Source organism: Paenibacillus turicensis (genome assembly GCF_050461185.1).
In the GTDB taxonomy this organism is placed as follows: domain Bacteria; phylum Bacillota; class Bacilli; order Paenibacillales; family Paenibacillaceae; genus Fontibacillus; species Fontibacillus turicensis_A.
In genome coordinates, this window is the sequence record NZ_JBCMOR010000005.1 from 845333 (window position 1) to 864659 (window position 19327).

17 protein-coding genes are annotated in these 19327 nt (G+C 37.5%); 13 read left to right on the top strand and 4 right to left on the bottom strand.

The window, feature by feature from the left end; translation table 11 throughout:
- The first annotated feature begins 64 nt into the window (after nucleotides 1-64).
- From ABE099_RS06045 to ABE099_RS06060, 4 genes are read left to right on the top strand one after another with little or no spacing between them, the layout of a single operon-like run.
- Nucleotides 65-1084 (top strand): uroporphyrinogen decarboxylase family protein, encoded by a 1020-nt coding sequence (locus ABE099_RS06045; RefSeq protein WP_430028347.1) that lies wholly within the window; start codon nucleotides 65-67, stop codon nucleotides 1082-1084.
- Nucleotides 1085-1107: 23 nt separating this feature from the next.
- Nucleotides 1108-1974, top strand: a complete 867-nt coding sequence (locus ABE099_RS06050) for a MetQ/NlpA family ABC transporter substrate-binding protein (protein WP_430028349.1) — start codon at nucleotides 1108-1110, stop codon at nucleotides 1972-1974.
- Between the two features lie 48 nt (nucleotides 1975-2022).
- A complete protein-coding gene (gene proC / locus ABE099_RS06055; protein ID WP_430028351.1) occupies nucleotides 2023-2829 on the top strand; it encodes a pyrroline-5-carboxylate reductase in 807 nt (268 codons plus the stop codon).
- Nucleotides 2830-2831: 2 nt separating this feature from the next.
- A complete protein-coding gene (locus ABE099_RS06060) occupies nucleotides 2832-3596 on the top strand; it encodes a VOC family protein (RefSeq protein ID WP_430028354.1) in 765 nt (254 codons plus the stop codon).
- A 104-nt stretch (nucleotides 3597-3700) separates the two neighbouring features.
- Here ABE099_RS06060 and ABE099_RS06065 read toward each other — a convergent pair whose 3' ends face one another.
- The 3 genes from ABE099_RS06065 to ABE099_RS06075 form a co-directional block, all read right to left on the bottom strand.
- Complete coding sequence (locus tag ABE099_RS06065; RefSeq protein WP_430028356.1) at nucleotides 3701-4615, bottom strand: AraC family transcriptional regulator; 915 nt, start codon at nucleotides 4613-4615, stop codon at nucleotides 3701-3703.
- Nucleotides 4616-4741: 126 nt separating this feature from the next.
- Complete coding sequence (locus tag ABE099_RS06070; RefSeq protein WP_430028358.1) at nucleotides 4742-5560, bottom strand: class I SAM-dependent methyltransferase; 819 nt, start codon at nucleotides 5558-5560, stop codon at nucleotides 4742-4744.
- 208 nt (nucleotides 5561-5768) lie between these two features.
- Nucleotides 5769-6389, bottom strand: coding sequence for a DNA alkylation repair protein (locus ABE099_RS06075; protein WP_430028361.1), 621 nt, complete (start codon nucleotides 6387-6389; stop codon nucleotides 5769-5771).
- A 238-nt stretch (nucleotides 6390-6627) separates the two neighbouring features.
- Between ABE099_RS06075 and ABE099_RS06080 the strand changes: the two genes are divergently transcribed.
- The 8 genes from ABE099_RS06080 (at nucleotide 6628) to ABE099_RS06115 (ending at nucleotide 16813) form a co-directional block, all read left to right on the top strand.
- Nucleotides 6628-7581: a M23 family metallopeptidase gene (locus tag ABE099_RS06080; protein WP_430028363.1), complete on the top strand. Its 954-nt coding sequence runs from the start codon at nucleotides 6628-6630 to the stop codon at nucleotides 7579-7581.
- A 76-nt stretch (nucleotides 7582-7657) separates the two neighbouring features.
- Nucleotides 7658-8452 (top strand): thymidylate synthase, encoded by a 795-nt coding sequence (gene thyA, locus ABE099_RS06085; RefSeq protein ID WP_430028365.1) that lies wholly within the window; start codon nucleotides 7658-7660, stop codon nucleotides 8450-8452.
- Between the two features lie 296 nt (nucleotides 8453-8748).
- Nucleotides 8749-9237, top strand: a complete 489-nt coding sequence (locus ABE099_RS06090) for a dihydrofolate reductase (protein ID WP_430028367.1) — start codon at nucleotides 8749-8751, stop codon at nucleotides 9235-9237.
- Between the two features lie 204 nt (nucleotides 9238-9441).
- A complete protein-coding gene (locus ABE099_RS06095) occupies nucleotides 9442-10929 on the top strand; it encodes a glutamate synthase subunit beta (protein WP_430028369.1) in 1488 nt (495 codons plus the stop codon).
- Nucleotides 10930-11019: 90 nt separating this feature from the next.
- The gene (locus ABE099_RS06100) at nucleotides 11020-13287 is read left to right on the top strand and encodes a DNA topoisomerase 3 (protein ID WP_430028371.1); all 2268 of its coding nucleotides are present in this window, start codon (nucleotides 11020-11022) and stop codon (nucleotides 13285-13287) included.
- 256 nt (nucleotides 13288-13543) lie between these two features.
- Nucleotides 13544-14851 (top strand): radical SAM protein, encoded by a 1308-nt coding sequence (locus ABE099_RS06105; RefSeq protein WP_430028373.1) that lies wholly within the window; start codon nucleotides 13544-13546, stop codon nucleotides 14849-14851.
- 41 nt (nucleotides 14852-14892) lie between these two features.
- Complete coding sequence (locus ABE099_RS06110) at nucleotides 14893-15054, top strand: hypothetical protein (protein WP_430028375.1); 162 nt, start codon at nucleotides 14893-14895, stop codon at nucleotides 15052-15054.
- A gap of 97 nt (nucleotides 15055-15151) precedes the next feature.
- Nucleotides 15152-16813 (top strand): ATP-binding cassette domain-containing protein, encoded by a 1662-nt coding sequence (locus tag ABE099_RS06115; protein ID WP_430028377.1) that lies wholly within the window; start codon nucleotides 15152-15154, stop codon nucleotides 16811-16813.
- Between the two features lie 52 nt (nucleotides 16814-16865).
- Here the strand turns inward: ABE099_RS06115 and ABE099_RS06120 are convergent, their stop codons facing one another.
- Entirely contained in the window at nucleotides 16866-17696 is an 831-nt protein-coding gene (locus tag ABE099_RS06120; protein WP_430028379.1) for a WYL domain-containing protein, read from the bottom strand.
- Between the two features lie 365 nt (nucleotides 17697-18061).
- On the opposite strand from ABE099_RS06120, the gene ABE099_RS06125 reads away from it, so the two are divergent.
- Complete coding sequence (locus tag ABE099_RS06125) at nucleotides 18062-19327, top strand: class I SAM-dependent methyltransferase (RefSeq protein ID WP_430028381.1); 1266 nt, start codon at nucleotides 18062-18064, stop codon at nucleotides 19325-19327.

The following is a 19327-nucleotide window of genomic DNA, read 5'->3' on the forward strand; positions in this document are numbered from 1 at the left end:
GACAATAGAGGATAAAGAGACGCTAAATAGATGTGATTTTTATTTTTGAGAGGAGCAGGGGGAAATGGGTGAGTGGAGTAAGCAAGACCGCTTTAAAGCCATATTGTCGGGAAAAAAGGCAGATCGTCCTATTGTCAGTGGTTGGCGCCATTTTATTGATCAAGAGCAGACTGCGGATGATTTAGCTAAAGCTACGATTTCTTTTACGAACCGATATGACTGGGACTTTGTAAAAATCAACCCAAGAGCCACTTATTTGGCGGAGGCTTGGGGAAATCAATATGATTTTGATCATTATGAGACAGTTTTCCCTAGACAAGTAACGACGGTGGTACCAACAGCAGCAAATCTCTGGGAGCTTGAAGTTAAAAAAGCAGAAGAAGCACCTTCCTTAAAAGAGCATTTAGATGCAGTTAAGCAAATTCGGCGAGGACTTCCAGACACCCCTCTTATTCAAACGATATTTTCACCGTTAACAGTCTTGCTTTTTATTGTTGGTCGTTCTGCTTATGTGACAAAAACCGTGTTTGGGATTGAACAGCCTGTAACATTAGACTCCTTGTTTAAAGAGCACCGTGCTGCGGCACATCACGCATTGCATGTAATTTCACTAACCTTAGCAGATTATGTGCAAAAATTACAGCAAGCAGGTTCTGATGGTTTATTTTATGCGGTGACGGGGACGGCTCACCCTGATTTATTTGATAAAGCAAGCTTTGATGAGCTATCTAGGCCTTATGATTCTATCGTTTTAGAGGCTGCACGTAATGGAAAAAACATCCTTCATACCTGCGGTTCTTATGCACAACCTGAGAAATTTAATGATTATGTGATTGATGGGATCAGTTGGGATACAGTAGCAGAGGGAAACGCAGGGTTAGAAGCAAAGGTGAAAGCAACTAAAGTTGGGGGCGTTGATCACGGGTTATTTGCAGTCAATGATATTAATCAGATTAAGCAGCAGGCAAGAGCAGCCTTGGAGATTATGAAGGACAAGCCGTTTATTCTTACTCCTAATTGTGCAATTCCAATAAATGTAACGGATGAAGCATTGGAGCAATTTAAAAATACCATATTTGAATAGAGACAGAAAGTAGGATGAAAAAGATGGAGAAGACGAATAAGAGAAATAACTTAAAAAAGATAGTAGGTATATTATTGATTGGAGTTTTAGCGTTGCTAACCGCTTGTGGGAATGGCGGTGGTAGCGGTAAAGAAGCAGGTAACGGGGATAAAAAGAAAATTACAGTTGGTTTTGGTGTAGGTACGTATGAAGAGCAATTTCGCCAATCTATATTGCCGATCCTAGAGAAAAAGGGATATACGGTGGAGATTAAAACCTTTTCGCAAAATATGCAAGTAAACCCAGCGATGAAGGAAGGGGCAATTGATGCAAGCATATTCCAAAGCACTGCCTATATGGAGGCAATTAACAAGGAAATCAATGCAGATATGGTAGGGATTGCTTATGTACCTGGAGCTCCGCAAGGTATTTATTCTGAAAATCATACTACGTTAGATGATGTCAAAGATGGGACAACCGTTGCTGTACCTAACGATCCAGTAAATCAAGAGCGCGCGCTTCGTATTTTGGAAGAATTGGGTTGGATCAAAATTAAGGATGGTGCAGGTGTCGCTGATTTTAACATTAACTCCATGGAGCCAGCCAAATATAAAATTGATATCAAAATATTGGACCCAGCTCAAATTTTAGTGTCACTTCAGGACGTAGATTACGGAATTATTAATGGTAATTTTATCGCTAGCTCAGGCAGAAAGATAACAGATGCTTTGAAAATTGAAAACACACCGATGCAGCATAGAATTATCGTTTCTATAAATAAAAAAGATGAAAATAGTCAGTGGGCGAAAGATTTAAAAGCGGCTTATGAATCTAAGGAATTTGAGGAATACATTCTAGGCTTAGATAAATATAAAGGCTTCATTATGCCAGAGGCGTGGAAAAACAATTAATTAAGTATAAGCTTAGTATAAAGTTAATTAATCAGGGGAGTGGTTCTTGTGAGTAAGCAAGCTATTCATTTTATAGGTGGCGGACAGATGGCAGAAGCGATCATTCGCGCAAGCATTGCCAATGGGACGTTAGCTGTGGAGCAAATAAGTGTCGCGGATATTAATGAAGCACGACTTCAATTTTTGAACAGTAAGTATGGAATTAAAACGGATGGGACACAACAACAACATTTGTCTAACGCAGATTTAATTGTCATTGCGGTACGACCCCAAGACGATTTAACAGCACTTGGACAGCTCGTTCAGCAATTTGCCCCATCTAATGCGTCTATCTTATCGATCGTGGCAGGGGTGACAATTGAACAATTAGCTCAATATTTTGGGGCTAACCGTCCAATTATTCGGGTTATTCCAAACACGCTAACAGATACAGGATACGGGTATAGTGGCGTTACTTTAAATGCACATGCTACGCGTGATCAGGTGGAGTCCTTTCTACTTGGATTTGGCAAGGTGCAGTATATAGATGAGGCGTTGCTGGATACTTTTACAGGGTTTGGTGTAGCAGGCCCGAACTATATTTATTATTTTCTTGAATCCTTTGTTGATGCAGGGGTGCTTGCAGGATTACCTCGTGAACAAGCTTGGAAGCTAGCATTAGAAAATATGCTTGGTTCAGTAGCAATGCTACAACAGACAGGACTACATCCAAGGCAACTGCTTGATATTAACAATTCTCCTGGTGGTGTTGGAATGCATGGTTTATACGAATTAAATCATAGTGATTTTGCGGCTGGACTACAACGAAGTGTACTTGCAGCAGTGAAACGTACTACGGAATTGGGAGTGAAATAACGATGGCAACAGTGAAATGGGATCATTTGGTACACTATGTTAACGATTTATCTAAATCGATTGAAGTGTTTGAGGAACATGGTCTGGCGGCCTTTAAGGGAGGTTCTCATAAGGATTGGGGAACCTATAATGCTTTGAGTTACTTTGGCTTAACCTATCTCGAATTTCTAGGCATTGAAAATGCTGAGCTAGCAAAGGCGAGTGAACATAATATTGTTGTGAGAGATGCGGTAAAAACTTTACCTGAGCATGAGCAATTAAGTCGAGTTGTGCTTCGTACAGATGATATCGACCAAGTAGCGGCTACTCTTCATGCGGCAGGGTTATCATTATCTCCAATTCTTGATGGTAAGCGATTAGACAACGCAGGTAGATTAATAGAGTGGCGGATGATGACCATAGATGGTGACTTTGAGGGGTTAGTTTATCCGTTTATAATTCAGTGGAGTGGCAATGATGAGGAAAGATTGGAGAGACTTACTTCAACTGGCGTCATCAAACCTCATCCTGCGGGACAGGTAGATATTAAACGTGCTGTGTTCCATGTCTCTAATCCTGCCGCTGTAGCTAATCATTGGGGTTCGTTGTTTGGACTAGCTGTTACAGAGCTAGAGGATCATAATTTTAGTTTGCAAGTTGGTGATAAATTCTTTGTTTTTAAGCAAGGAGATGAAAATCAGTTCAAGCAAGTTGTGTTTGAAACAGAGGCACCAGCGCTAAAAGGGAAAAGTATTGTGCTTGGTGATGGGGAGTATGTTTTTATTTAAAGTTGCTATTATAAAAAGCCAAGTGGACTTTCACAATGAGTACAAAGTGAAATACACTGGCTTTTTGCTGTTAGATTTCGATTTTAAAAATAATTTTAATCAATCTACTGTCGATTACGAATAGGAATACAAATATCCATTTGCACCTTATTGTTATGCTCCCACGCATGATCACGCTCATCGTAATACTCAAAATCCCAGCGTTCCTCATCATATTCGTATTGGGAATTAGGAAGCCAATTCTCTAGAATCGTTTTCCAAAGGTCATGAATGGACTCCGTGTACTTTTCACTTTGAACCTGTGGTGTTGTAAATACAGCATATAAGCCACCTGGCATTTCTTTTTTAAACATATTACTTTGGATTTGATCCATATCTTCGTCGTTGTCTATACCAACTCCAAGAAGATAAGTAAAGGCTCCTGTTGCTAGGTTCGCATCAAAACAGACGCTATACTCACAATGCTTAGATTTTGTAAAGGTATCATGTAGCAGGGTGAGAGGATTAGCATACTCCATGTTAATCGTGTCCCAATAAGCTGGAATATCACCTGTTCGGGTTACATCGGGCATAACATGTTGGCTTGTATATCCAACAATGACAAAAGCGTTCATATTAATAATTTGAGGTTGCAACATCGTTCCTCCTAGTAAGTGTTTTTTTATTTCCGATAGTATAATTCTCTTTGGTAAAGTTGCTTCAGCATGAATGCGGTACAGGGAAGGGGGATATCCAAAGCACCGTTTAAACGCTTTAGTAAATCCAGCATGGGTTTCAAATCCATACTCCATAGCCGCATCTACAATTTTTTTGCCCCGACAAAGGTCATAAAGAGAAAATTGTAGTTTTCTTCGAGTGACGTACACCATGACGGACATTCCTGTTAAATTAGTGAATAATCGACTAAAATGATATACCGAAAAATTTGCTGCATTAGCGAGCTCAGTGATCGTTAATTTATCTGTAATCTGTTCATCTATAAGATCAATGGCTCGTTGTATTGCTTTTATTTGTTCCAAATCATCACCTCTTGTTTCTCCCGTACGGTTAATTTTATTGTAGGGTCTAACATTCTATCCTTCTTATCCTACATTGCTTTATTGTTTACTTTTTTATAAAAATTTTTATGTAATTTGTGATGTGTATTAGCTTTTTTTCAAAACAAGACAAAGCGTATCCGCTTCCCCAGTAAATGGACTGCCACAAATATCATCGTATTTTCCATTTACCTGAAAACCAAAAGGGAGCACCTCAGGGATAAGCGTATCTAGATCAAATACTGTGTTCCAGATTATATGGTTATGAACCTCATCTTTTGTAACTATAATGGCTTGACTAGCTTTTATACAATTATTTTCAAAATAGTACTCGGCTTCAAGACAGAGATGTGGCTCCGCACTCCAAAAACCACCGTCTTGGTACATAGACCATGAGGAAGTGTCTTGCGTACTTTGTTGAGTTTTCTTAGTGAAGACGTCAAAAATAAACTGACCTCCAGGCTTCAAAGCACAAAAAACTTTTCCTAGTAAAGTTTGTCTTTCATTATAAGTAAGCGCCCCATAATCGCAATAAATTAAAGTAATAGCATCAAAAGCTTCAGTATAATCAAGCTCCAAATAGTTCTGATAAATATATTCGCTTTGCTGATCATGCTCTTGTGCATAGGCGATCGAGCGTTTAGAAAAATCCAAACCGGTTACCTCATATCCCTGATTAGAAAGGCGTTTAGTATATAGCCCTGGACCACAACCAAGGTCAAGTATTTTGCTACAGGCTGGGATAAGTCTTGAAAGCCAGTTTACGGATGCATCAATATCACTGTGTTTACGACTTGCTGCTTCCCAATTTGGGTTAAGATGAGCTTCAAGCATTTTGGACGAGATATGACTGTCATCCCAAAAGAGATTATTACTTCGTTCCCAAAGATTAGGTTTTTGAGCAAATAAAAATAAAGGATTAAACATATCTTTTATTCCTTTCTGTGATGGAACCTTTACTATTTTTTATATAAATCTATGTTTATCGTAGACACTCAAAGCTAACTGTAACAAGATAAAAAATTTTTTAGCTTAAACTATCCTATGACTTACTGAATAAATAGACATAAAAAAGTAGCTAACTCCTTATGAATTAACTACATGTTTGTATTCGGATTTGTATGGAGTAATGATATTAATCGCTAATAAATTTATTTGCTAATTTATAAACCTGTGCTACTTCTTTTGAGGATAAATTCCATTGCTGAAGTTCTTTTGAAATCAACTCTGGGTGTTTTTTGCTTATATCTCTTAATGCATTTCCAACTGACTTACGCATGTACAAACTTTCATCTTCTTTATGAGCAGACAATAAATCTATGGCAACTTGAGGATTTTCTTTAAAATAGGGGCGGCCTGTCCATATTCTCAGTCCCTCAGAAACTGCTCTACGTGTATTAGCAACATCACTGGCTAGCCAATCCTTTATAACAGGTAAAGCTGCTTCATAACCGATGAGTCTACAGTAAATATCAAATGCTTTCGCCAATATCTCTTGCACTCTCCAGTTCTCATGAAGGCTAACTACATCTTTAAGGAAAGACAAAGCGTAACTGTATTCAGTAGCAGCATATCCTAACAGATAAACACCTGCTTCTTGAACTTGGTAGTTACTTGACTTATACAGTTCAAGTCCTGTCTTGTAGCAATCTTCTAAAGAATGCGCATTATAAAATTGTTCAGCTTCTTTTTCTATGAGCTTAAAGCTAACCTTTTCCGCCAATAAATTCTTTAAATATGGAATATAATCGTTCATTTTTCCGCCTCCATTTGTACAAGCGACTCTACATTTATTTTAGTCCAGTTTGTTATTTTATTACAGCTAAAAAATTAGAAAAATGTTATAGAGTCGTAATAAATAATTCCAATTATTTTAAAAAGAATACTTTAGACTGTCATTATAAACTACATACAAAGTGAGACCTGAAGAACCAATGAAGTTAAGCAATCAATAAATTAACAAATTAATAATTCAAGAAATCGAAGGTGTAATCATGAAAATTAGTAATTTAGAAGCAGACGTAGGATCCAAACAATTAAGAAGGACGAAGGGGGATGTAATTACTTTAAGCATTTTATTACTAACCTTGTGGAGCATGGTGTTTTTTGTGAAAGGGACGGCTGGTGTTATTAGCTGGTGGTTAATCCAACTTTTCTCCATATTAGCTACTGTTGGTTTATTGTTTAGCCTTGGACAAGGTTTATGGATTAGATATGGTAAAAAGCAAAAAATAGGAAGATGGTTTGTAATAAAATTAATTTTGCTTGCGGGCTTAGCTTTTCCTATCAGTTGGTTTTTTGGTGTCGCTCAGTTTCCATATCCTGTTAATCTAAATGAATTGACACCTGCGGTTACGATACGCTGGCCCTTTAGTCAACCTGCGCTTGTTGGTTGGGGTGGGGATACACTCGCTACAAATTATCATGTGATTGCTCCAAATGAACGATTTGCTTACGATTTATTGGTGTTACCAGTATCTGTGGAATCTCATTCACTTGAGGATTTTGGATCATTTGGGGCAGAAGTTGTTGCGCCAGCCTCGGGAACGATTGTGGAGGCAATAGATTCAGAGCAAGACCATGGTATCAATGAAGAGAGCGATGGCTCAATGGTAGGTAATCATATTTATATAAAATTAGATGAAACTGGGACGTTTCTAGTACTTGCTCATCTAAAGCAGGATTCCATTAGGGTCAAGCAGGGAGATCATGTTCAGGAGGGAACGATTGTTGCGGAAGTAGGAAATTCGGGAGATAGTAGTGAACCTCATTTACACATCCATCACCAACAGCAAAACCCTGCAACAACAAATATGTTTATGTCAGAAGGTTTACCACTGTACTTTAGAGATATTGATGGTCCTCCTATGCCAGAAGGTGGGATGCAGGAACAAGATGGAAAATCTATACCAAATGGTAAAGTCATTACCCCAATAAACAAATCATAATCTAGCTACCGATTGAAAAAAAGAGCCTGTTTGATATAATGAGTTAGATTATAAAAAGTAACGGGGTGCTTAAAATATGAAAGCCTATTTAGACTTATTACAGGACGTATTAGATAACGGTGTTGCAAAGGAAGACCGTACAGGCACAGGGACGTTATCTGTGTTTGGTAGACAGCTTCGCTTTGATCTTAGCAAAGGATTTCCACTTGTAACGACCAAACGTATTCATTTAAAATCCGTAGTTCATGAATTGTTATGGTTTTTAAAGGGTGAAACAAACATTGCTTATTTAAAAGAAAATGGTGTGCGTATTTGGGATGAATGGGCAGATGAAAATGGGGATTTAGGTCCAGTGTATGGCTCGCAATGGCGTGCATGGGAAAGTCCTAACGGTACAAAAATTGATCAGATTTCAAAAGTAATCGAAGCAATCAAAACAAATCCGGATTCTCGCCGTCATATCGTGAGTGCATGGAACGTAGCAGAAGTTGATAATATGAAGCTACCTCCTTGTCATTTTGTGTTTCAATTTTATGTCGCAGGTGGCAAGCTATCCTGTATGCTGACGATGCGTTCCGTGGACACCTTCTTAGGCTTACCGTTTAATATCGCTAGCTATTCACTACTTACACATATGGTTGCACAGCAATGTGGCCTTGAAGTAGGCGAGTTTATTTGGTCTGGTGGCGATGTACACATTTATTCCAATCATATGGAGCAGGTGCATACGCAATTAGCACGTGAACCGTTTGAATTACCGAAGCTAGTGATTAAGCGTAAGCCAGATTCTATTTTTGACTATACGTACGATGATTTTGAGTTCGTTGATTATGAGCATCATCCAACCATTAAAGGGATTGTGGCTGTTTAATTAAGGTCCTATTTATAAAACAGTACTTGACAAGAACTGGAGGACAGAAGCTACGTTCCAGAGAGTTCTTACGATCGTTGTTAAAATCAGATTCTTATGATGGAAATAAAGTTTAATGAGAGAAACTGATTTTAAAGACGCTCTTCAGAATCTCCCTGTCTCTTCGCTAGTTTGTGGTGGTTGTCAAGCACTGATTTCAAGATTAAACAACCTTAATTAATAGCTGAAATGTTGGGATTTAGATGGGCAATATTAGGAAAATTATATATCTAATTTCTTAAAAAGAAGGTGATGGGATGAGCTTAACACTCATTTGGGCGATGTCGCAAAATGGTGTGATCGGACGAGATAATGCTTTACCATGGCGACTACCTGCGGATTTAAAGTATTTCAAAGCACAAACGATGGGCAAAAAAATGGTGATGGGACGCAAAACATGGGAGTCAATGGGGAGTAAGCCACTTCCAGGACGTGAAAGCCTTGTTCTTACAAATGATACTTCTTATGTTGCGGAGGGTGCGACAGTTTTGCACCACATCGACCAAGTATTAGCTTTAGCTAAAACCGAAGAGATCATGGTCATTGGTGGGGCTGGTTTATTTCAGCATCTAATTCCTTATGCTGACGTTTTGCTTGTGACGTTGATTAAGGAAGAGGTACCTGGTGACGTTGTTTTTCCTGAAATCGATTGGAATCAATACAAGTTAGTGCAAGAAATTGCAGGTGTTCGTGATGAAAAAAATAACTATGATTATAGCTTTTTAACGTATCATCGTTTGTCGTAAGGCTATAGCTACAGCAGTTTATCGTCATAGCTTGCTGGCAATTTATTAGGATGCGTAACGAAGCAAAATTATTTAAAATCATAATAGTGCAAATTATTATGTTAATTATCCATTAATAACGATTCCCCCTGATGCTAACATCAAGATACGACTAGCACAACGTTGCTAACTTTTTAAATGATGATGCGGATGGGGGAACTAAAAATGTCAACACCAACAGGGTTTATGGAATATAAGCGTGTACTTCCAAGTGACCGTAGCCCCTCTGAACGGGTACAGGACTGGGAGCAATTTCATAAATCAATGTCAGATGAAGAACTTAGACAGCAGGGGTCCCGTTGTATGGATTGCGGAACGCCTTATTGTCATATAGGCATAGATATGCATGGGGGAACAGCGGGTTGCCCTCTTCACAATTTAATTCCAGAATGGAATAACTTAGTTTATCGTGGACTTTGGCGCGATGCACTAGATCGATTGCATAAAACAAACAATTTCCCTGAGTTTACAGGTAGTGTGTGCCCAGCACCCTGTGAAGGATCTTGTACCGTTGGGTTAATCGGACAGCCCGTCACGATCAAAACGATTGAGCATGCAATTGTAGACAAAGGTTTTGAGGAAGGCTGGATTGTACCCGAAATTCCTTTGCATCGTACAGGTTACAAGGTTGCTGTTGTAGGTTCAGGACCAGCAGGCTTGGCATGTGCGGCACAACTGAATAAGGCAGGTCATCAGGTTACGGTGTATGAGCGTTCAGATCGTATCGGCGGCTTGCTCATGTATGGCATTCCTACCATGAAGCTTGATAAAGCGGTTGTACAACGCCGTATAGATTTATTAGCAGCAGAAGGAATTAACTTTGTAACGAATACGGAAATTGGCAAGGATATCTCAACTGAGCAGATAACAGCGCAATTTGATGCTGTCGTGCTGTGTGGAGGTGCAACAAAACCACGTCAATTTAACATTGAAGGTAGCCATTTGCAAGGTGTGCATTATGCGATGCCTTATCTAAATAGCACCATTAAGAGCTTTTTGGATTCGGGGCTTCAGGATGGAAACTATATTTCTGCTGAGAACAAGGATGTCATCGTAATTGGTGGTGGAGATACAGGATCAGATTGTGTCGCGACAGCACTTCGTCATGGATGTAAAAGTGTTACCCAGTTTGGTACACATGACAAAGCACCATTAGAGCGTGATGAGCTTAACAACCCTTGGCCACAATTTCCAAACGTATATACTTTGGATTACGCCCAAGAAGAAGCAAAGGCAATTTTTGGTGAGGACCCTCGGGAATTCTCAATTATGACCACCCGCTTTGTTGGGGATGAACATGGAAATTTGAAAGAATTACACACGGTGCAAATTAAACGTTCTGTAGATGAGACAGGTCGCAAAATATATGCACCAATCCCTGGTACAGAACAGGTCTTTCCTGCACAAATGGCTCTGATTGCGATCGGATTTGATGGTCCTGAGAGCACCATAATGGATGAGCTCCAATTAGATCAAGATCGTCGTGGCAATGTAAAAGCACGTTATGGCAAATATAAAACGAATAAAGATAAAGTATTTGCTGCGGGCGACATGCGTAGAGGGCAAAGCTTAGTCGTATGGGCAATTCATGAAGGTCGTGAGGCAGCGCGTGAGGTAGACAAATTTTTGATGGGTTCATCCTTGCTTCCATAATATGATATAATAATGGTTAGCGGTTAAAGCTGCGCATTGTGCGTAGCTTTTTTTTAGCGAATATATTAGATTTTAAGGGGCGCTATATCAATGAAAACGCTCGTAATTGCCGAAAAACCGGATATGGGCAGAACAATTGCTGCTGTTATTGAGCCAAAGGCGAAAAACAACAGATCCTATTTGGAGGGGGAGCGCTATATCATTACATGGGCCATTGGTCATTTACTAGGATTAGCAGAGCCAGATGCTTATGATGTGAAATATAAAAAATGGAATTTTATGGACCTACCTATTTTACCAGAGCAATTTAAAATTGTACCTAATCCTAAAACAAAGGATCAGCTTCAAATTATTAAGGAAGTAGCCAAGCGCTGTGATGCAGTTGTTAATGCATGTGATGCGGGGCGTGAAGGACAATACATATTTGCACTCATCCAGCAGCAATTAAAGCTGAACCAGCCTGTAAAAAGACTATGGATTTCAGATTTGACTGCAGAAAGTATTTCTATGGGCTTTGATAAGCTGCATGATAGCTCTGAGTTTGAAAATCTCACCCAAGCAGCTAGAGCAAGAAGTGAAGCAGATTGGCTGATTGGTATGAATGCCTCACGTGCTTTTACAACAAAGCATCGAACATTGCTTTCTGTGGGGCGTGTACAAACGCCCGTGCTAGCTTTAATTTATGATAGACAAAAGGAAATTGAAAGCTTTGATTCTCTTACTTATTATGAGGTGAAAGCTAGCTTTAAGCAGGATGAAAGGCTCTATAGTGGAATGTGGCAGGGTGACCGCCTAACAGACAAGGATAAGGCTATGGGGATAGCGGACAAGGTTAGAGGGAAAGAGGGACGTATTACGTCCTATGAAGTCAAGGATACGAAGGAATATCCTTATAAGCTATATGATTTGACTCTATTACAGCGGGAAGCCAATGCGAAATACGGGTATTCTGCCAAAAAGACATTGGATCTTGCCCAAGCCTTATATGAAAAGCATAAGGTCATTAGTTATCCACGTACTAACTCCAACTATGTGACAGAACAAAATATTGACGGCATGCAAAAGGTATTCCAGATGCTAAGAGCAACAAACTATCAGGAGCTTGTAAATGGTGGAAATGCGAAGCTGGTACATGTCAATAATAAAGCGGTATGTAATCCAACTAAAGTAGAGGATCACCATGCGATTTTGCCTACACTTCGTAAGCCGGGTACGTTAAGCAAGGAAGAACAGCACATTTATGATCTTGTGGTGAGACGATTTTTGTCCCACTTCTATCCTCCTGCTATGTATAAGCAGCATACCGTTTTGACAGAGGTGGAGAAGGAGACCTTTAAAACGAATGTGAAGGAGCTACTTTCACTTGGCTGGAAGGTATGTCAGGTTGCGGAGGACAAAACCGCGAAGCGTAGCAAGAAAAAGGACGAGGACGAAGAAAGCGAAGAGCTTGTGGACAAGCCTTTTTCTGTAGAACAAGAAACACCTGTAAATTGCGTAGAAGCAGAAGCGAAGGAAAAAGCGACGCAACCTCCAAAATCGTATACAGAGGGTACATTATTAAAAGCGATGGAAAGTGCAGGCAAGCAGCTTGAAAATGAGGAACTAAGAGATGCGATGAAGGAGGGGGGACTTGGAACCCCTGCGACAAGAGCCGCAACGATCGAACGTTTAAAAAATGTAGGTTACATAATGATGCAAGGCAAGCGGATTACGGTAACCCAAAAAGGACGCACTGCCATTGAGCTTATTCGCCATGCAGGGGTAGAACTGCTAACGTCACCTGAGATGACAGGCCAATGGGAGCGAAGATTACACCAAATCTCCAAAGGAGAAGCGGCTAGAGAAAAGTTTATGGAAAATGTGAAGCGATTTACAGTGTCCATCATCGATAAGGTACGTGTACAACCGAAGGCAGATGCTTCTTTATTTGAGTCAAAGGATGAGAACAAGAAAAGTGTAAGTTCCAAGGGCGATCTAACCAATAAACCGAAGGCAGGCAAGAAAAGCTTATCTTCGTCTGCAAAGCCTTCTATTTCTAGTTCTGCCTCTACGAAGCTTAATACAGGTGGCTTTGTACCACTAGGAACCTGTCCGCGTGTGGGATGTGGTGGACAACTTATTGAAGGTCGGAGGGGCTACGGTTGTAGCCATTATAAGCAAGGTTGTGGTTTTGTAATATGGAAGGAATTTGAGGGTAAAGCGATCACTGCGTCGATGTTGAAATCATTAATTGAAAAAAAGCAAACCCAATTACTCACTTTTAAACAGAATGATGAAAGTATTAAGGGTAGAATTATCCTCGCAGATCAAGTGACGGGCCAGTTAGAAGTAAGAATGGTTGAAAATGAACAAAGCTAAACTCTTTAATTAAATAGAATTCTTATATAGAAGAATCATCATATTGATGGTTCTTTTTTTATAATTATTATTTAAACTGTAGTGAATTATGACAAATATTATATTTAAAAGCAATTTTTATTGGTATTATAGGTAAAAATATACAATTAAGCATAATATAATATTTAATAATAGAAAAATAAATAAATAGATTATATTTCTTGTTAATAAACAAAAATATTATTTCCAAGTAAAACAATTATAGAGGAGGATTTTTATGAAAATATCAAATTACAATTTTTTTTATGATTATGAAGCTGACTCCAAAGTTCTAGCTTATAACTCAAGAACGGGTGCTTTAGCTCTAATGGAAAATGATAAGTATGATAGCTTTAAGCAATTTATGGATAATGAAGATATGAATGCCCTGGATGATCAATTTAAAAAGGACTTGGAGTATGGTGGTTTTATTTTGAATAAGGATGTAAATGAGTTGGATTTGGTCAAAATGAAATTAATGTCAGAGAGGTATTCCTCTCGTCATTTAGGGCTGACCATAGCAACTACAATTAACTGCAACTTGGGTTGTACATATTGCTATGAAAAAGATAATAAAAATGCCTATAAAATGAGTGATGAAGTTCATCAAGCAATTTTGGACCTAATAAAAAATCGAATCAAAAATATAAATAACCTGCACATCACCTGGTATGGTGGGGAGCCGTTAATCGGTATGGATACAATTCGTTACTTATCATCTGAAATTATTAAGTTATGTGATGAAAACGATGTTAGTTATCAAGCTGGAATCATTACTAATGGATATCTGTTATCACCAAAAATTGCTGAAGAACTAAAAAGTTACCGTGTAGGATTTGTACAAATTACAATTGATGGTCCCGAGCATATTCATGATAAACGAAGACCATTAGTTGGTGGACAACCAACCTTTAATAGAATCCTTAAAAATACAAAGGATGTTGCTGATATTTTAGATTCGATTTCTATACGAATTAATATAGATGATTCGAATAAACCTGAACTTGATCATTTGCTTGATGTTTTTGATCAATATGGACTAAAAGAAAAAGTAAGCTTGTATCTTGGTCATGTACACAATTCTAATGACTGCTATCAGTCAAACGTATGTTTAACAACGGAATCTTACTCTCATACCAGTTATAAATTTGATAAGACTGCCTCCCAATTAGGATTTAATACAGGACACCTATCCTGTCCAACGCCGATAGGTAGTTATTGTACAGCTGACTCTGCTGAATCCTTTGTAATTGACCCGGAAGGGTATGTATATGCCTGCTGGATAGATGTGGGAAATAAAGATGTAGCAATAGAAAATATAGTAAATAATAACTTTTCGCACAACAGATCAGAGCTTTTGCAATACATGATGTATGATCCCTGTGAAGATGACATGTGTACAGGATGCAAATTCCTACCGGTGTGTATGGGGGGCTGCCCACACTCTAGATTACATGAGAAGATGGATCGATGTTCGAGCTATAAGTATGTGATGGAGAAAAAATTGTTAGATTATGCTGACTTTGCTGTGGCTAATCAAGCATAGCAAAGCTTCATAATAAATATTTTATTATGGGAGGTTTTAAGATGAATTTTTTAGTAAAGCCAGTTGCATCTACAGGTCCAAGTGCAGCATGTGGTTGTCAAGGTACTTTTTGCCAAATTAATGTATGTGCAAGTCAGAGTAAGCCATGTGCAAGTAAATGTGTGAGTAAAGCACTATGTCCACGGGCAATAGAGGGAACGTAGAAATAATTATAAACTTAATAGAGCTCGAATGATGAAATTCGGGCTCTTTAAATCAAATAATACATAATGAATTGATTTTAAAAGGAGTATATGAGGCATGACATTTTATAAGATATTTACTAGCCATGCTTACAAATATAAATATAAATTATTATTATTAATCTTGCTTACTAATACAACTTCAATTATTAATGCTCTAGTTATTCCTTTAATCACTGGGGATTTTATAGACATTTTATCAGTACAACCATCCTATAATGATGTGATTAACTGGATAGTAATATTATTAATATTAAATCTTTTTAGTAGTATAGTTGGTTTCTTTAGCAGTGTAGTCTATGCAATGACGAATACTAGAATGGCTGTTGATTATATTGTTTCAACAACTGAGCATATTCAAAACTCATCCATAGAATATTTTGGTCAGTTAGAATCATCCTATGTAACTGAGCAAATTAATAATGATAGTAATGCAATTATTAGATATTTATTAGATTTTTTTTTAAATGGAATACCTAGAGTCATTACATTTATCATTTCTGGTTATCTATTATTAAAAATAAACAGCCTTATTTTTATCATTTTTATCGTGAGCTTACCTCTATACCTTCTCATTTATTTTTCTTTTCGAACAAAAATTCGAGAAACATCGCTTGAATTTATGAATCAACAATCTGCCTTTTTTTCTGAATCGAATCGACAGCTAGCTATGATTGATACTGTTAAAATGAATGCTTGGTTGCCATTATTTAAGCAAGATATTAGGTCAGTTAGTCATCTTTTCTTTCATAAATTGAAAAAAAATCTAACAATACTTAATTTATCTTCTAGTATAAGTGGAATAGCTACAATTGTTACTAATATATTGTGTATGCTAATTGGTGGTATTGGTGTTGTAAACGGAACTGTGACACTAGGAGAGTTAACGATTGTAACTTCATATTTGAATATAAGCATCAGTTCCCTACATTTTTTTATTGAGTTTATTCAGACTTTCCAAACTGCAAGGGTATCATTATCAAGAATGAATGGACATTGGGATATAGAAACCGAAGAATCGAATGAGAAGATCATTGCCTCAATTCATAAGATTAAATTAGAGAATATAAATTTCTCCTACACTGTAGAAAGTGATTTAATTCAAAATTTCAGCTACACTTTCGAAAGAGGAAAAGTATATAGCATTATTGGACGTAATGGAATAGGTAAATCAAGCTTAATTAGGCTAATTGCAGGGCTATACGCTAGTCAAAATGGGCATATAACCTACAATGATGATCTACTTTCAGAAATTAATCTTGAACATTTAAGGAGGGAAAAACTAGCAGTTGTAGCTCAAGATCCGGTCGTTATGAAACAAAGTTTTTTTGAAGACATCACGTATGGTCTTGATCTAACTAGATTAGATCATGCACAATATCATGAATATATCTCATTATTTGGACTTGAGCATCTTGAAAGTTCTAGGGAGGGAAATAAGCTAATATTATCTGGAGGAGAGAGACAGAAATCTGCAATTATTCGTGCTTTACTTAAACAGGCAGATGTAATCATCATGGATGAGCCTACCTCGATGATCGATCATTCAAGTGTAAATATATTATTAAATATCATTAACCAAATAAAAGTAAATAAAATTATTATTTTGGTTTCGCATGATGAGAGAGTTATAACTCATAGTGATGAAATTATTAATCTTAATGAAATTGAAAATTATGTGAATAAAGTAGGCGTAGAAGTGCAGGTACAACAAGGATAAAGATAAGAAAGTCATTAGATATACTTATATTAGCAATGACTTTCTAATCAATCTATTCAGCATGATAACGCTCAAGCGCCTTCGTTGCAGCCTCAAGTAGCCGCTTTTTAAGATAATCCCCTTCTAACACCTTTACTCGCTGTCCTAAAAAACGGATACGGGATAACACAAATTCTTCCTCATTACTAGCATATTGGATCTCGATGGTGTAGGTATGTTCTTCTTCATCGTAATGCACCTTTTTTTCAAAATAAGAAAAAGCGTATAAAATTCTAGACAGTTCACCATTAAACATAGGATTAATTAAGATTTTCGCTTTAGTTTTATGTCTTTGAATGAACTGTTCTACATGATTCAAAATCCTATTCAAGTCCTCAAACTCAACTTCCTGTGAGGTCAAATTCACAATTTTGTCCAAGCGTGTGGACATTAATCTACGATTTTTCATATGAAACCATAATAAAAACCATTGTCTTTTTATCATTGAAAATTCAAGTTTATAAGGGATACCACTAATATCCTCATGAATTCCCCCACGTTTAATTTCGTAAGATAACTTCATTCCTTGTTGATCCATAATCATTTTTCGGAGAGGACGGAGAAGTGGGTGATAAATTTCCCGTTCCTTGCTTTGACCCTTTTGCATGAGATGAGTGGAAAACTCCATTTGTTTATCGTTAGCTAATATAGTAGTTAATTTCTCTAAAGTAGCATTATCAAACGCACTTTTTGCCGCAGGATGAGCTAACATCATCTTTAACCAAGCACGTTCTTGCGCAGTGACAATAAAAATACCAGATGAGTCTAGACTGTTCATGAGTTGATAATTAAACACTTTTTCAAATGGATTCATCATTGGCTTCAATTCCTTTGGTGTATTCATAAATCAGTACTTGACAACGACTGGAGGCTGGTAGCTACGATCCAGAGCATTCTTGCGCCGATTGTTGTTAAAATCATATTCCTTTGTATATAAGTACATATAGAGTTGGAATTTGATTTTAAGAGACAATCTTCAGAATCTCTCTGTCTCTTCACTAGTTTGGGCCCAGCTGTCAAGCCCTGATTTCAGTTAATGCTTAAATTATAGCTTAATAATATTGTAGCTCTCAATAGGGAAGACATGAACAGTTTAATTAAGGCGCTCTTGTTTTTAAATAAATAGCTTTTGTAATACTTTTGCCATGTTCAGGTATGGGAATTTAATGCAAAATAAGTACATAAGAAATTAGTCGGGAGCGAAAGAACATGGCAATTTTACAATTAAAATCAACTAATCCTGCATTCAGCTTTTTAATAAGAAAAAATCCAAAATCAGGGATGCAGGTTCGTGCAGTTCGTAAAGGGCTAGCCTATGGCTGGTACAGTGATGAAGCAACTTACAATGTTTATTTTAGAGATGCAGACAACGAGGTTTCCTTTAAGCAGCATCAGCAAGAAGAATTTGAATATTTAAACGTATCCAGATACAATACGCCGCTATTTCCACTTAATGCATTTCATGAGTTTTTCTCAGCCCCAACCAAGGTGCAGCATGAGCAAGATCAAGCAGGCTATACACATACGTTATTTATTAATCTAATTCATATTGAGCTACCTAAATATATTACATTTTTTGAGCAGCACATTACAGATGTTCAGTTCAAAATGGAGCATAAGGCGCATAAAAGCTATTCCTTAACATTAACGTCTCAAACTAGTTTATATGAGCTTCTCCATACGGCCAATGTACTTTGTCTATTTTTAGCGATGTTTGGTAATGAACATTTGGATGTGACAGACAGTATTTTAGATAAATATATTAAAAGTATTGGAATCATCGATGCTCCATTTTATATTCGTAGTTTATTTGTTCGTAATTTCTTGAATGGAAAAAATAGATTCCAAAAATATAAAGCAGTAATGGAGCAAACGAAATGGTACAACATTGATTTTGCTTATGGGGGTACTGCGCTTCAACGACGCAACTTTATTAGGGAACACTTACCTTTTAACAAGTCAATACTTGATCTAGGATGTGGGGAAGGGTTTTATGCGATTCCTTTTGCGGAAAAAATTGAAGACAGCTATTATGCGATTGATATTGACGAAGCATGTATCGAAACCGTAGCCCGTAAGGCAGAAAATAAAAATATAGATAATATAGCAACATTCAGCTCATTAGATCAGTTTTTAGCTCAATATAACGGAGAGTTATGTGATGTGATTTTGACCGAGGTTATTGAACATATGACGGTGAAGCAAGCGACAGAGCTGATCATTCAATTATGTATTCATGTTAAATTTGAACAATTAATCATCACAACGCCAAACGCGGATTTTAATACCTATTATGGACTTAATGAGTTTAGACATGAGGATCACAAGTGGGAAATGGGGCAAGCAAAGTTTAAAGCTTGGATACATGAGCTATTGGAACAGCTTGGATTTTATTATGAGTATATTGAGATCGGCGATGCGGTAAATGGAATTTATACAACCCAAGGCGTCATTGTAAAAGGGAAGGAGGAGTAA

Excerpts from the sequence above, each read along its gene's own strand:
- ABE099_RS06110 (WP_430028375.1), top strand. The coding sequence starts at position 14,893 with ATGAATTTTTTAGTAAAGCCAGTTGCATCTACAGGTCCAAGTGCAGCA.
- ABE099_RS06095 (WP_430028369.1), top strand. The coding sequence starts at position 9,442 with ATGTCAACACCAACAGGGTTTATGGAATATAAGCGTGTACTTCCAAGT.
- ABE099_RS06115 (WP_430028377.1), top strand. The coding sequence starts at position 15,152 with ATGACATTTTATAAGATATTTACTAGCCATGCTTACAAATATAAATAT.
- ABE099_RS06120 (WP_430028379.1), bottom strand. The coding sequence starts at position 17,696 with ATGAATACACCAAAGGAATTGAAGCCAATGATGAATCCATTTGAAAAA.
- ABE099_RS06060 (WP_430028354.1), top strand. The coding sequence starts at position 2,832 with ATGGCAACAGTGAAATGGGATCATTTGGTACACTATGTTAACGATTTA.
- ABE099_RS06125 (WP_430028381.1), top strand. The coding sequence starts at position 18,062 with ATGGCAATTTTACAATTAAAATCAACTAATCCTGCATTCAGCTTTTTA.
- ABE099_RS06050 (WP_430028349.1), top strand. The coding sequence starts at position 1,108 with ATGGAGAAGACGAATAAGAGAAATAACTTAAAAAAGATAGTAGGTATA.
- ABE099_RS06045 (WP_430028347.1), top strand. The coding sequence starts at position 65 with ATGGGTGAGTGGAGTAAGCAAGACCGCTTTAAAGCCATATTGTCGGGA.
- ABE099_RS06075 (WP_430028361.1), bottom strand. The coding sequence starts at position 6,389 with ATGAACGATTATATTCCATATTTAAAGAATTTATTGGCGGAAAAGGTT.
- ABE099_RS06100 (WP_430028371.1), top strand. The coding sequence starts at position 11,020 with ATGAAAACGCTCGTAATTGCCGAAAAACCGGATATGGGCAGAACAATT.
- ABE099_RS06070 (WP_430028358.1), bottom strand. The coding sequence starts at position 5,560 with ATGTTTAATCCTTTATTTTTATTTGCTCAAAAACCTAATCTTTGGGAA.
- ABE099_RS06090 (WP_430028367.1), top strand. The coding sequence starts at position 8,749 with ATGAGCTTAACACTCATTTGGGCGATGTCGCAAAATGGTGTGATCGGA.
- ABE099_RS06105 (WP_430028373.1), top strand. The coding sequence starts at position 13,544 with ATGAAAATATCAAATTACAATTTTTTTTATGATTATGAAGCTGACTCC.
- thyA (WP_430028365.1), top strand. The coding sequence starts at position 7,658 with ATGAAAGCCTATTTAGACTTATTACAGGACGTATTAGATAACGGTGTT.
- ABE099_RS06080 (WP_430028363.1), top strand. The coding sequence starts at position 6,628 with ATGAAAATTAGTAATTTAGAAGCAGACGTAGGATCCAAACAATTAAGA.